A 13,425-nucleotide genomic window follows, 5' to 3' on the forward strand; every position below is an offset into this window, starting at 1 on the left:
CTCCCGTTTTATTTACCCGTGGATCCCGGCCTTTCATCCGGTCGACGCAGATTAGTGAACTTTTTATATATCTTAACCAATATGGCTCTCATGGCCAAACAGGAAACCCAGAACAAGAGAATCCTCGTTGTGCTTCTTCTCATCTCGCTCTGCCTGCTCGTTCCGGCTGCTGCTGCTGAAACGTACCAGTTTGTAAAGATGTGGGGCGTGAATGGCAGTGGGGACAATCAATTGTATGCCCCGACCGGGATCAGTGTCGATCCTTCGGGGAACGTGTATGTCAGTGACAACTGGCTGAACCGGATCCAGAAATTTGATTCACAGGGAAATTTTCTGAATAAATGGGGGATAAATGCCCGCGAATCAAAAACTCCTTCTCCCGGAGAGTTCAGTAGCGCCTTTGCAATCCATATCGATGCTTCAGGCAATGCGTATGTGACGGATATGGGTGCCGGGACAACTTCCCGGATCCAGAAATTCACCCCGAATGGAAAATTTATCACCAGCTGGGGTGACTATGGGTCCGGCCCCGGGCAGTTCAATTTTCCCTGGGAGACTGCAACGGATTCCAAGGGAAATGTCTACGTAGCTGATTCCGGCAACAACCGGATCCAGAAGTTCACTGCCAGCGGTACGTATCTTTCTTCCTGGGGCTCGGCCGGCAGCGGAACGGGAGAGTTCAACCGCCTCCTGGGGATTGCCGTCGATCCTTCTGATAATGTCTTTGTTGTGGATGCGGGCAACAACCGGATCCAGAAATTTACCTCCGAGGGAAAATTTTTGAAAACCATGGGATCGTACGGGTCCGGAAACGGCCAGCTCAACAGCCCTGCGGGGATTGCCACCGATGCCTCAGGCAATGTATTTGTCGTGGACACTGGCAACTATCGCGTCCAGGAGTTCTCAAATGACGGGACGTTCCTGACCGCCTGGGGAGAAAAAGGAACGAACGGCGGGCAGTTCATCTCGCCCTTCAAGGTAACGGTCGATGCGAATGGCGTTGTCTATGTTCTCGATTATGATCAGTACAATCCTGACAATCCACCCGGCTATGTCAAGGGCACAAACGTGAAAAGGGTTCAGAAGTTCGCCCCTCTCCAGACCATTGCACCCCCGTCCCTCTCATACCCTAATCTTATCCTAACCTCGAATCCGACCGGGGCAGATGTTTTCGTTGACGGGGTGGCGCAGGGAATAACCCCGCAATTCCTCCCGGGAATCTCCCCGGGTACGCACACGCTCGCCGTGGCAAAAATCGGGTACCTCGGGAACTATTCTTCTGTCTCGCTGTCCATGGGCCAGACCGCAACGGTCAATGTAAACCTGGTGCCCCTGGACACGGGAACCGGGGTTGTCTCTGTCCGCTCAAATCCCCCGGGAGCAAGCATCATGCTTGACAGTAAAAGCACCGGGAAAAATACCCCGTATGATTTCACGGTAGCACCGGGCACTCACACGGTTGACGTGACCCTTGTAGGATACACCACCTACTCGAAGACCGTTAACGTGAAATCCGGAGAAACCGTTGTTGTCACAACCCCGTGGACCTATACGACCCCCGATGCAGTGGTCTTCTTCAACTCTGTGCCTGACGGGGCAACGGTATACATTGATGAGGTGGCCAAAGGGACCACTCCCATGAGCCTCCACTTCAAGCAGGACACCTACATCGTAAAGATGACAAAGGATGGGTATAAGGACGATATTTCTTCGATCACGGTTACCTCCGGAGATGTGAGAGAGGTCCGCCGGGCACTTGAGACGCCCGGCTTTGCCGGTCTCCTTGCGCTGGCTGCCCTTGTCGCCGTAGTCCTGTTTGCGAGAAAAAGAGGGTAATCCCCCCTCCCAGCCCGGTTTTATCGCCCGAATGGATGAGCATCCGATGAAGACCGGCCCCTTTTTCCGAATATATTTTTAATAGATAGCATTGTATACAGTTCAGTATCAACACGAGGAGATCCAATGTATTGTGGGCACTGCGGTCAACAAATTCCTGCCAATTCCCGTTTCTGTGAGCAATGCGGAAAACCTGTTGTTCAACCTGCCGCCCCGATTCCGGCCGGTCCGGCTCCGGTAACCCCGCCGGCCCGGGGCTTTTTCGGGCTCACCCGGGCGCCGGCGCAGCGCTGCAAATCGCCCGATTATTCCCGTATCGTACTCTGGGTCCAGGGGAGGTACGGCTCGCATTTTAACCCGGGAATGGATGTCGGCCAGGTACGGGTGCAGCTGGAGGCGATCCTTGCGAGCGAGCAGGCACGCGGGATCCCGGTAAAAGCGCTGAAAGGATTCCGTTCCTTCATCGCCAGTCAGCACTCCCTGGAATTACTCCAGGTTCGGCGCTGAAACGCAGATGACCGACCCGATCCGGCATTTTTACCAGACTGCCCCGCTGGATCTCAGCTGCCTTTCTGATCTTCCGCACCGGCATTTCCGCTTGTTCCTGCAAAACGGGCGTTTCTTAAAAATCGATGAACGGGTACGCGATGAGATGCGGCTCCGCAAATGGCTGGTACGGTTTGCTCCGTCCGATGTCTATTATTCCGTGAGCTGCTGGTTGAACCCGGAACGGCTTGGCAGCAGGTATGGTACACCGCTCTCCAGCAATATTCTCATCTCCTCCGATCTCGTCTTTGATATCGACCGGTCGCCGTTTACGGTACGTAATCTTGAATCTGCGAAAGATGATACAATACGGCTGCTTGCATTTCTCCGCGAAAATGACTACCGGATCCGCTACTGTGCGTTCAGCGGGAGCAAAGGCTTCCACGTTGTTGCCGAGGATAAGGAACGGTATCCCTGCCCCAGCCCGTACGACCGTGAAGATCTTGCGAAACGAGCAAGATTACGGCTCCTGGACCGTGTTACCACTGAAGGGATCGAAGTAGACCGGAAAGTGACTTTGGATACCCGGCGGATCCTGCGCCTTCCCGGGACCATTAACTCGAAGACCGGCTATATCTGCACGGTTCTCGATGATACCCTGCTCCACCGGCCGGTAAAAGAAATCTTAAAGACCATCCCCCGCGTAAATCTTCCTGCCCCAAGGATCCCTTCATCGGGAGATGACACACCACTTCGTGGTTCCCGTATCCTCGAATGGCTCCTCAACCGGTTCGGGGTAAGGTTGGGAGCCCCAGCTTATTCGTATGCGAGTTACCTGTCGAGCCGGGTTCCCGGCATCCGGCGCCTGATCCCGTTTTTTGAATTCCCCCCGTGGATTAGCCTTGCCCGTGCAGAAGAAAATCTCCGCACTGTCCAGCAGGACTACAACCTGCCGGACATTTACCTGTTCACTTCAGCGTCCGGCATATCCGCACTTTCCCTCGGGACCTTCCAGTACCGCCGGGCAGCAAAGATTGTCAGGGCATCAGGATCAGGGGATTATAACTCCTTTATCAGGTACCGGCACCAGTTCTTCCGCGTGGGGAGCCGGGTTGACAGTGCCGGGCGCCTGATAGAACCAGCCCCGGCGTTTGTGAAGACACTTCCCGGTGAGGAACCGAAAAACCTTCAGCCGGTCAGCCGGCCTCACGGGGTTTTTCTCCGTACCTTCAATGTGCCGGTCCGGGCATACCCGAATGCGCACGGAGAGGGGGATGTGATGATAACCCATACGATCCGGGAACATTAACCGCGGGGCGCTCACAATACCGGTTTTATACGAGCGATATTCTTATTCCCCTCGTCGCCCTATCCCTCTGTACGTAATGGACTTCCATGTCACGCCACCGGCATATGCTTTCAAAACAGGCGGGCCTGCCGCCCGGAACCCTCCCGGTGACGGGCGGACCCACTGACGTACCGGTCCCTATCACCGTCATCGATTACGATGCCAACCATTTCCAGGAAAAGACCGTCAGTCAGATCAGCGAATGTTTTCCGTTCCGGGACACCGAAACGGTGACCTGGATCAATGTCGATGGCCTGGGAAACCAGAAACTCATCGAAGATCTCGGGAAGTGCTTCACCATTCACCCGCTCATCCTTGAAGATATCTTCAACACCGAGCAGCGTCCGAAGATGGAGGATCTGGACCAGTATATTTACCTGAACTTAAAGATGCTCACGTTCCAGAGCACAGAGAAGACCATCAAGATTGAGCACATCAGTATGGTCTTTGGGAAGAATTTCCTGATCTCGTTCCAGGAGGATATCGGGGATATTTTTGACCCTGTGCGGGAAAGAATCCGCAAAGATGGCCGGATCCGGAAATTCGGCCCGGATTATCTTGCCTATGGGCTCATCGACAGTATTGTTGATAATTATTTTTCCGTTATGGAGAATCTCGAGGCGCAGGTCGAGGACTTGGAGGAGGAGCTGGTGGTCAACCCTACGCAGGCATCCCTCCAGAAGATCAACCAGCTCAAAAAGGATATGATATTCCTCCGGAAATCGGTCTGGCCGCTCCGGGAGATGATCAACAACCTTGAGCGGTCTGAATCAATGCTCATCCAGGAATCCACCCGGATTTACCTGCGGGATGTCTACGATCACACGATCCAGGTCATCGATACCCTGGAGACGTTCCGTGACATGGTCTCGGGCATGATCGACATCTACCTTTCGGGCCTGAGCTACAAAATGAACGAGATCATGAAGGTGCTCACGCTCATTGCTACCATCTTCATCCCGCTCACCTTCGTTGTCGGACTTTACGGGATGAATTTTAAGAATATGCCCGAGATTGAGTGGGAATTTGGGTATTATTCGGTTCTGATCGTGATGGTCATCATGGTCGTGGGAATGCTTACCTACTTCCGGAGAAAAAAGTGGATCTGAGTGTGGTTCGGGAACCTGCTTCTCCAGCTGCAGGGTAACCGCCTCTTTGTCCTTCTGACGTCCCGCACATCTTCATGGTATGGCGGAAAGATAGTTTTTAATGCAGCCCTTCGAGAAATAACTGTATGAAAAAAGCCGGGTCAACCAAAATGCTGTGGAAATCAGGATTTCTCATGGCGACAATCCTGATCATTACCATACTTGCCGCGTTTTCAGGATGTGTGTTTCTTGGTACCGGAGAACTGACCAACCCGGACTCAGCGGCACCTGTACAGGTTCAGGTTATCCCGAAGACCACGGCAACCATTCCCCAGACCACATCTCAAAATCCTTCGATCATTTTTACTTCCGTGCCGAAGATAGGAAGCAAGGACATTATTCAGGGCCGTGTTGCTGCAGTTGATCCCGCTGATTACAAAGTTGTTATATATATCTATGTTGATGGGTGGTGGGGGCCCAAACCGCTCTGGGACCAACCGCTGACAACGATCAAAAGCGACAGCACGTGGTCATGCAATATCGTGACGACACCAACTGATGCCCTGGCAACAAAGGTAGTGGCATACATTGTTCCGAATGGGTATGCCCCACCACAGTTAAACGGCCAGCAGGAGTTGCCGGCAGAGATGGCAATGATCCCCCATACCATGGTAACCCGTTAACTTTTTGCTGTTACCTCACCGCATGAAAACCATGCCAACGCCCTGGACAAATTTTATCCTGCCGGCTTTCTCCCGCTCAAGCTCGTAGAACGCCAGCTGGATGATGAACCGGTCCTCTTTTGTCGTCTCCAGAATCTTCTCAAACTCCAGGTATTCCACCGGTTCAAATTCCGCCCGGATCACCGCTTTGATCGTATCGACCCGTTCCCGGTCAAACTCGTGCCGGAAATAATCGACGTAACTCAGGATCCGGTTATCATTCCTGTTGTAATAGATCTCCCCGATGACCGAATCGATGAGGCAGACGGCAACATTACGGCTGGCATACGATGCGCCCCCGTCTCCGCCCGTTGCCCAGGCAATCACGCCCTCGTCCCACCCGGTGGGCGAGGCGATCCCGAGGACATGGTAATAATCCCCGGCTTCGGCCTGGTGGATGATCGGATGCAGCACGCCCATGAGTGCGGGGAGGGTCACCGGCCGGGTATCAAACCCGAGATCGGCATAGTCCGAGAGGTTGCAGTACGAGAATGCTTCGGCAATCACCTTCGGGCGGGATCTTCCCAGGTACTTGAGATCCCGGTGTTCGATGGCGTACACCGAACCCGCGTTCACCGGAAGAGCTGTTGCGGGAATGGCCCCCCCGGCTGAAGATGCCTGCCCGGCATCGTAATGGTTGTGACGGTTCCAGCTTGTCACGGTATACGTCATCCCTTCATGGGGCGAGAAGATCTTGACCGGGTACGCGTTCATCTTCATGTCGAAGCGGGCAAGAAAGTTGAGCTCGCTTGCCCGTGCATTCTCGGCCGAGACATAGCGGGTTCTCTTCTGCCCGATCACATCTTCTACGAGAGAGAAGGATTCGGCGAGTTCCTCCTTTCTTGTGAATATCATGCCCTTCTCCTCGACAAGGGATGCCCGCTTTTTCTTCAGGCTCTCCCTGAGCCCCGCGATCTCCTTTAACTCCCCCTCGGCAAGCCACTTGACTTCCATGTGGAGCGCGGAATGGTACTGGTCCCGCTGCCGTGCGAGAAGTGCCTCCCTCTCATCAAGAGAGACCAGTTCGGCATCGATATTCTTCATCTGGCCGTCAAGGAGCTCCACCATCCCGGCATATTTAGCCTGGAGCGATTCGCGTTCCTGTGCCAGGTTCAGAAGAGCTGCCTTCGCCTCTTCCGGTGACAGTTCTCCTTTGAGAAGTTTCACCCGCAGCTGGTGGATCTTGATCCGGTATTCATTGCTTTGGGCATTGATGGTGTCATATTCAATGAATTTCCCGGTCAGCTGCTTCATCCGCTCTTCGGTGACCGATGCCACCCGGGCCCGGTTCTCCCGGGAGAGGCGTGTCTGCTCGACAATCTGTTTTGCCACTTCGAAGACATCACCCATTGCCCCCTCATCTTTGAAAAACAGCGGTTCCTTTGCCATAACTCCTCACCGCTTCATAAAGTAATCGGACCGGTCAGAGAAGGTGTTCTTCATAAGATCCAGCTCCTTTTTCAGTTTCCTTACCTGCATGATGATATCGGAAGTCTCCCCTTTGAGGACATGATCATAAATGAGCTCCGAGGTTTTGGTGACAACTTCCAGCTGCATGACGAGCTGGCGGTCGAACTCGATCATATGATCGATATCCTCATCGGAGACCCTGTCATTTTTGAACAGGGGCGACTGGCCGAACGGGGCATCCTCAATCTCGACAACGAACAGGTCAACAGCCTTGAGGACATCCTTGATGTGATCGACAACCTCGCGTCTTCCATCCCGGTACGCGAGATCACTCACCTCCTTTAAATTCACGGCAGACTTTCGTAGCTCGCGTGCAAGTTTCTCCCGCACCGATCGATCTGTGTTCAGCCTGCTCATCTTGGCCCGATAATCGTATCCGGGAACCAGTTTTCCCAGGAACTCAAGAACCGATGAAGTAGTCACCATGCAGAATCATTGCCTCGCTAGTGGCGGAATATGTTTTTTCAAGTATTAAAATGGGATCGATTACGAACAGGAAATGAAAAACAAAAAAATTAGTAGTAGTAACTGGGGGTGCTTCCCATAATGATCGCCATCAGGAACAGGAAGAACACAACTGCAATAATTATCTCAACAATGATGAACCCAATCAATGTTCCGGTACTGGTTGCGAGGAAGGGAATCTCACCCTTGTTCATCTTCTGGGCGGTTGTATAGGCATCGTATATTCCGTAAATCCAGACAATGATCGGCACTATCGGAATCCACGATGTGACAATAAGCCCGATAAGGAATCCGATACCTTTCCCGAGCTGACCATTGTAGACCTGCCCGGCGCCTGCAAAAACGAACGACAGGATCGCAGCTGCAGCGAGATTTTTCTCGGTCTTCGGGGCAGCGGGCTGCTGCGTATACACCGGCTGGGCTGCCGGTGGCGCCTGCTGGAACGTCTGGGTTGTCTGGACTGATGCTCCACAATGCTCACAGAATTTACCTTCTGGAGTGTTTTTTCCACAATTCGGGCAAATGACGATAGTAAACACCACCTTTGGATAGAGGTAATTTATCCGGGTAAGATTTATTAATCTTTTGCTTTTCCCAATAGTTTGCCACGGAATGCCCGGCGGGTTTTTAAAAAAGGGCTTGAATTTATTCCTCATCTATAAATAACAGTTCGTAATTATGTAAGATACAGGGATGGGCAACGCATATGTTTGATACGATTAAATGCCGCTCCTGCGGGGCAGAAAATAAAAAAAACAGCAAGTTTTGTTCACAATGTGGCCAGATGGTCTCCGGGCAGATCTGCACGAAATGCGGTCAGCCGGTGCGATCCGGGGCTGCATTCTGTTCGGGCTGTGGTGCGAAAGTTGAATCCTCGGCAAATTTCTCAAGCGCCACCTATCCTGAAGAATTCCCGGATTTGAGCAAGTCCAATGTCTGGCAGAGGCGCCCGAATGACCTGGCACACCGGTTCGAAGTCAGCGACCTGAACTCCTACTTCGGGGGATTCACGAAAAAGATCACGGTGATGCAGGGCACCAAGGCCATATTTTTACAGGGCGGGAAATACCAGGGAGACCTGCCACCGGGAACTTATACTGCCGACAGTGTAATCGAATTCTTAAAAACCCTGAACTTTTACGAGAAAACCACCATCATCCTTGTCGATGATGGCGATGTTCCGGTAGACTTCTCCATAGGGGGTCTCCGGACCCGCGAGAACTTTGATGCCGGTGTCAAGGGCAAGATGGTTGTCAAGATCGACAAGCCAATCCTCTTCTTTGACAACCTGATGAAGTCCCGCCCCCACCTTGAGGTTATCGATCTCCTCTCCACGATCAGAAATGAACTTCTCAATGTCCTCCAGTCAAAGATCAAGGGATACTCCTTTGAGGATCTCTATGGCAACCTGGAACTGAGAAAGGAGCTGCAGCAGGACTTCGAGTTCAACCTTACCACAACCCTTTCCCGGCTGGGGCTCCAGCTGGTCCATCTGCCCTACTTTGATTATGATGAGACGTACTGGCAGGACATCATCCAGCAGCGCGGGACGATGTCGCACGATCTTCTGGAGAAACGCGAGAAGATGCGTGAAGAGGCCAATATCAAGCTCTCCGAGTACGAACAGGCCGTCGAGACTAAGGTCAGGAAGACCGAGGTCGACCGGGCCGAGGAGATGGTCGACAAGGAGCGCGAGACCCTCGAGCGCAAGCGGTTTGACGAGATCACAAAGATGATCCGGGAACGGCTCACCGATGACAAGATGAACGAGTTCAAGAACGCCGAGGATCTGGAAAAATACCTGTACAGCATCGACACAAACCGGGTTATCCGCACTAATGACATGACGGGCTTAAAGATCCTGTTTGAGAACAACCGGCAGGACAAGGCCACGGCCCGCAAGCTCATGCTCGAACGCATGTACCAGCGCCACCAGCTCGACATGCAGGGTGAAGTGATCGAGGAGGGTGTCAAGGGACGGCGAGTTGTTGATGATTACGACCTTGAAAAGCGTGGAAAGGTCAGCGGCCAGGATGTGAAAGAGGCGGAGGCCGGCATCGAACTTCTGCGCAAGATGAAAGCCGCAAAGCGCGAGGATGCTACCGGCTACCAGGCACTGGAACTTGAGAAAGCGCAGAAGGCCGCAGATATCGAAGCCGAACGCCTCCGGGCCCGCTCGGCTGCAACCGACGAGGCCCAGATCTCGATGGCTGAAGGAAAGGCCGGTGAGCAGCTCTCCGAGATTGCCCGGATGAAACAGGCAAAGGCCCTCTCCGAAGAGCAACTGATGGCGCTCTCGGCCAAGGACAGTGCCGCAGTTGCTGCTGCGCTCAAGGAAAAATACGGCTCTGATCAGGTCAAGGCCATGTACGAACAGCGGATGAAGGACCAGGAGGCTTATGTCCAGCGCATGCAGCAGATGGAGGAACGCACGATGGACCACATGGAACGCGTGCATACCAAGTCGCTTGAAGAGATGGGACAGACCGCTTCAACCCGGGCTACCGCCGGCTCGTCCGGAGGCACAACCGTTGTTGCGCCGGGTGGTTTTGGCGGTGCACCAGTCATTGTCGGGAGCGGCGCAGTTCCGGCCCAACCTGTTCCTGCCCCCGGCCCAAAGAAGATCCTCTGCCGGAAATGCAATGCCGAGCTTGATCCCACTGAGCGGTTCTGTAATACCTGCGGTGAAAAAGTCCAGCCATAATCCCCTCCCTGCTCCATTTTCCCTCCTTTTTTATCACACTTTTTTAGGTGCGTTCTCGCTGTTATTTTCCGGTATCCAAAAAATCATTCTCTCATGGCGTGGAAAAAGAAAGGCATTATATAACTGAAAAATTATAGGACAGATATCTACCTGTGTCACATACCTGGGGAGATTGTCGATGCAACTACGAAGCCTGAGTCTTGGAATTGTGCTGTTTCTTATCGTGGGAATCCAGATCGCTGCCGGTGTCACGGTATCGGACCCTGTAATCAACCCAACGGGAGACCTCACCGCAGGAACCAATGTCAGTGTGTCGTTCAAGATTGATATGACACCTTCCGGAAGCGATACGTTTCCCAAAGATAACACCCTCCAGATCTTCACTGATCTGAATAATGCAAAATGGGTTGTTACTATGGTCCGGGATGGAATTGAGCATCCGGTGCCCCAGGAATTCGGGCGCAGCGTTTACCTTTCGGGATGGGTCCTTTCGTACCCGTCATCTGTATCGGAGTCTCTCAGGGTATCCCTTGAAGGATCCGTGCCATCGGTAACAAAAACAATGAACAAGACCATCATCCTCGTCCAGGAACTTGACGGTAACAACGCGGTCATACCTACAACGATCAACACTCGTCAGAGGACGATCGTCAACCCTACTGATATAACCCAGAATATTGCCGTACGCGAAGCTGACCTGCAGACGTTCCGGACTCATATCGACAACAAGACCCAGATGGGGGTAAACACGACCGCTGCTGAGCAGAGATATGCCGCGGCACAAGCTGCTGTCCTGTCCGCAAAGAGCGCAAATTACGCCGCAGCCCAGGTCGCTCTTGGGACCTCCACGAGCCTGATTGAGGATGGAGAAAAACTCCTTGACAAAGCCTGGTCTGATAAAGAGATCGAGAATGCCGCAACTCCCATTGCCAAAACCAACGAACTCATTGTGTATTTTCAGGTGAACAAGAGCATCACTTCGGATCCACGCCTTTCGATTGTGGTTGCCAAAAAAGAGAGTGCTGAACAGTACCTCTCATCGGCAAAAGATCTCAATGCTCTTGGGAACTATGCCTTTTCCCGAATTAAGGCCAAAGATGCATTTGCTAAAGGGAATGAATCGCTGACCGATGCTGTCAACTTCAAAATGGACCTGATGAAGACCAGCACTGGCGGAGGTATCAGCTGGCTGAATACGACAACCCTGGGAATCATTGCCGTAGTTATTGTAATCGTGGCAATTGCCGGCTATTTCCTCCTGCGGAAGAAAAACCGGTGGGAGAATTACTAACTTTTTTTGACTTTTTCGTTCTCTACTGCTATCCGGGCTTGTCTCTTGGAAGAAACTATTACTTTCACCCCGCCCGGTCCCGGGTTTAAACGTGTCCTGCTGCAACAAGGTATGCGGGGAGAACGAAAACCCTCTCAGGACGAGTCAGGTGCTCAAATGATTCGCACGTCTCTTCCCGCCCTCTCAAAAAAATGGAATTGTCCTGCGATTGCCGAAACTAACCCCTCCGGCATCAGGGAAAAACCAAATCCCTCGTCAGACCTTAAATCCCTCAATTATTCTTTTCTTTCCCCATGTAAACCTGCAAGGAATTGCAGCGGGATCATTCCTGTACATAATCCTAATATATTTTTACGTCGTTGTTCTAATGTCTGCTATGGCTCTTCGCTCCCTCAATCTTCCCGGTGTTGGAACAAAATACGAATTTGAGACCGACAAGGGTGATACCGTTGCGATCTTTTTTACGAAGACCGGCACGATCCAGATGTACACACTCCAGAAAGGCTGTCACACCCCGAGTGCTGCGGAGATGACTCCTGTGGAGGCCCGGCGGCTCGGCAACATCCTGACCGGTGCGATCATTGAAGCTGACCAGGAAAGCGTTGAAATTGCATTCTCGGCGCTTGCCGATCTGAGGGTCACTATCCATACATTCTATATTCCCAAGTCCGTTGCCGGGAAAACAATCGAGGATCTCCAGATCCGGGCCAAGACCGGTGCAACGGTGATAGCGGTCTGCCGTCAGGACAAGAACATCATCAACCCTCCCCCAGCATTTACGTTTGAAACAGGGGATGCTGCGCTGGTCATTGGTGAGAGCGACCAGATAAAACAGTTCGAGCGCGAAATTATGGTGGATTAATGGAAGGGATAGTACTCGCGCTTTTTCTCTGCCTGCTGCTCGCGCTTGTAACAAAATACCTGTCCCTGCCGGCCATCCCGTTCTATATTCTCGCGGGGGTACTCCTGGGGCAAGCCGGGCTTGGGATGGTCCAGGCCGATGAGATAAGCAAGTTCTTCTCTGAGATGGGGCTGCTCTTTTTGCTCTTCTTCATGGGCCTCGGTATCAAGCCGGAACGGATCATGTCAAACCGCTCCGCTGTACTGACCAGCGGGGTAATCGATCTCAATGTCAACATGATCATCGGTTTCATTGCTGCGTACATGCTCGGCTTCTCGCTCTCGGAATCCCTCATTGTTGCCTCGGCATTCTATATCTCAAGCACTGCCATGGCAGTCACGTCCCTCATCGAGAACCGGAAACTTATGCTCAAGGAGTCGGAGACGGTTATCTGGCTGATGGTTTTTGAGGATCTGATCCTGATCGTCGTGATGGCCCTGATATCGGCGGGAAACCAGAACCTGATCATCTTCTTTGTCAAGATCCTGTGCGTTCTTGGTGTGCTCTATGCACTTGCCCACTACGGTAAGGAGTTCCTCGTTTCCATACTTGACCGGGACGATGAACTCCCTATCATCTTCACGTTTGCGGCGGTCCTGATCACCGCCTCGTTCTCGATGTTCCTTGGTGTCCCGGAAACAATGATGGTGATTGCCCTGGGGGTTGCTTTTGCGACAACGGATCCCGATGCATTCGAACAGCACGCCCGTCCCTTCAAAGATGTTTTCCTGGTGGTCTTCTTTGTCTTCTTTGGTGTCACCATCGACTTTTCCGGGGGAGTCAACTGGTTTGTGATCGCTGTCATCTCCATTCTTGCCGTAGTCAGCAAGCTCATATCCGGCATCCTCACGGGAATATTCATTCACGGTTCGGCCATGTCAGGCCTTGAGATCTGGGCGAACACCATCGCTAGGGGTGAGTTCTCGATAGCCCTTGCCGTCCTCTACGGCACTCCGCTTGTAGGAACCACTATTGCGGTCATGGTTATCGTGACCTCGATTATCGGCTCCTTTGCGGCAAAATACAGTACATTCCTGCGCAGGGGAATCACGCATATGGGGCGGCGGAGCGGCCCCTCACGGCGTGTGCATTCCGGGCGATGACCGGTCCTAAT

12 protein-coding genes are annotated in these 13,425 nt (G+C 52.7%); 9 read left to right on the forward strand and 3 right to left on the reverse strand.

The window, feature by feature from the left end; all coding sequences use genetic code 11:
- Positions 1-90 precede the first annotated feature (90 nt).
- From WC598_RS05805 to WC598_RS05825, 5 genes are all read left to right on the forward strand, one after another.
- A complete protein-coding gene (locus WC598_RS05805) occupies positions 91-1,836 on the forward strand; it encodes a PEGA domain-containing protein (protein ID WP_372960539.1) in 1,746 nt (581 codons plus the stop codon).
- A gap of 126 nt (positions 1,837-1,962) precedes the next feature.
- Positions 1,963-2,343: a zinc-ribbon domain-containing protein gene (locus WC598_RS05810; protein WP_372960540.1), complete on the forward strand. Its 381-nt coding sequence runs from the start codon at positions 1,963-1,965 to the stop codon at positions 2,341-2,343.
- 7 nt (positions 2,344-2,350) lie between these two features.
- Positions 2,351-3,631 (forward strand): hypothetical protein, encoded by a 1,281-nt coding sequence (locus WC598_RS05815; RefSeq protein ID WP_372960541.1) that lies wholly within the window; start codon positions 2,351-2,353, stop codon positions 3,629-3,631.
- A 146-nt stretch (positions 3,632-3,777) separates the two neighbouring features.
- Positions 3,778-4,779: a magnesium/cobalt transporter CorA gene (gene corA / locus WC598_RS05820; RefSeq protein ID WP_372960542.1), complete on the forward strand. Its 1,002-nt coding sequence runs from the start codon at positions 3,778-3,780 to the stop codon at positions 4,777-4,779.
- Positions 4,780-4,952: 173 nt separating this feature from the next.
- Positions 4,953-5,441, forward strand: coding sequence for a hypothetical protein (locus WC598_RS05825; protein ID WP_372960543.1), 489 nt, complete (start codon positions 4,953-4,955; stop codon positions 5,439-5,441).
- Between the two features lie 15 nt (positions 5,442-5,456).
- On the opposite strand, the gene WC598_RS05830 is transcribed toward WC598_RS05825, so the two are convergent.
- The 3 genes from WC598_RS05830 to WC598_RS05840 form a co-directional block, all read right to left on the reverse strand.
- Positions 5,457-6,869 carry a hypothetical protein gene (locus WC598_RS05830; protein ID WP_372960544.1) on the reverse strand — a complete coding sequence of 471 codons (1,413 nt, stop codon included), beginning with the start codon at positions 6,867-6,869 and terminating at the stop codon, positions 5,457-5,459.
- Between the two features lie 6 nt (positions 6,870-6,875).
- Positions 6,876-7,376: a hypothetical protein gene (locus WC598_RS05835; RefSeq protein ID WP_372960545.1), complete on the reverse strand. Its 501-nt coding sequence runs from the start codon at positions 7,374-7,376 to the stop codon at positions 6,876-6,878.
- Between the two features lie 89 nt (positions 7,377-7,465).
- Positions 7,466-7,954: a hypothetical protein gene (locus tag WC598_RS05840; protein WP_372960546.1), complete on the reverse strand. Its 489-nt coding sequence runs from the start codon at positions 7,952-7,954 to the stop codon at positions 7,466-7,468.
- 167 nt (positions 7,955-8,121) lie between these two features.
- Here WC598_RS05840 and WC598_RS05845 point away from each other — a divergent pair, with 167 nt between their 5' ends.
- From WC598_RS05845 to WC598_RS05860, 4 genes are all read left to right on the forward strand, one after another.
- A complete protein-coding gene (locus WC598_RS05845; protein WP_372960547.1) occupies positions 8,122-10,119 on the forward strand; it encodes a zinc-ribbon domain-containing protein in 1,998 nt (665 codons plus the stop codon).
- Between the two features lie 178 nt (positions 10,120-10,297).
- Positions 10,298-11,410 (forward strand): hypothetical protein, encoded by a 1,113-nt coding sequence (locus WC598_RS05850; RefSeq protein WP_372960548.1) that lies wholly within the window; start codon positions 10,298-10,300, stop codon positions 11,408-11,410.
- A 376-nt stretch (positions 11,411-11,786) separates the two neighbouring features.
- Positions 11,787-12,272 carry a cation:proton antiporter regulatory subunit gene (locus tag WC598_RS05855; RefSeq protein WP_372960549.1) on the forward strand — a complete coding sequence of 162 codons (486 nt, stop codon included), beginning with the start codon at positions 11,787-11,789 and terminating at the stop codon, positions 12,270-12,272.
- Positions 12,272-13,414 carry a cation:proton antiporter gene (locus WC598_RS05860; RefSeq protein ID WP_372960550.1) on the forward strand — a complete coding sequence of 381 codons (1,143 nt, stop codon included), beginning with the start codon at positions 12,272-12,274 and terminating at the stop codon, positions 13,412-13,414. The genes WC598_RS05855 and WC598_RS05860 overlap by 1 nt, the downstream gene beginning before the upstream one ends.
- Positions 13,415-13,425: the final 11 nt, after the last annotated feature.

This window comes from Methanoregula sp. (assembly GCF_041645475.1).
Taxonomy (GTDB): Archaea; Halobacteriota; Methanomicrobia; order Methanomicrobiales; family Methanospirillaceae; genus Methanoregula.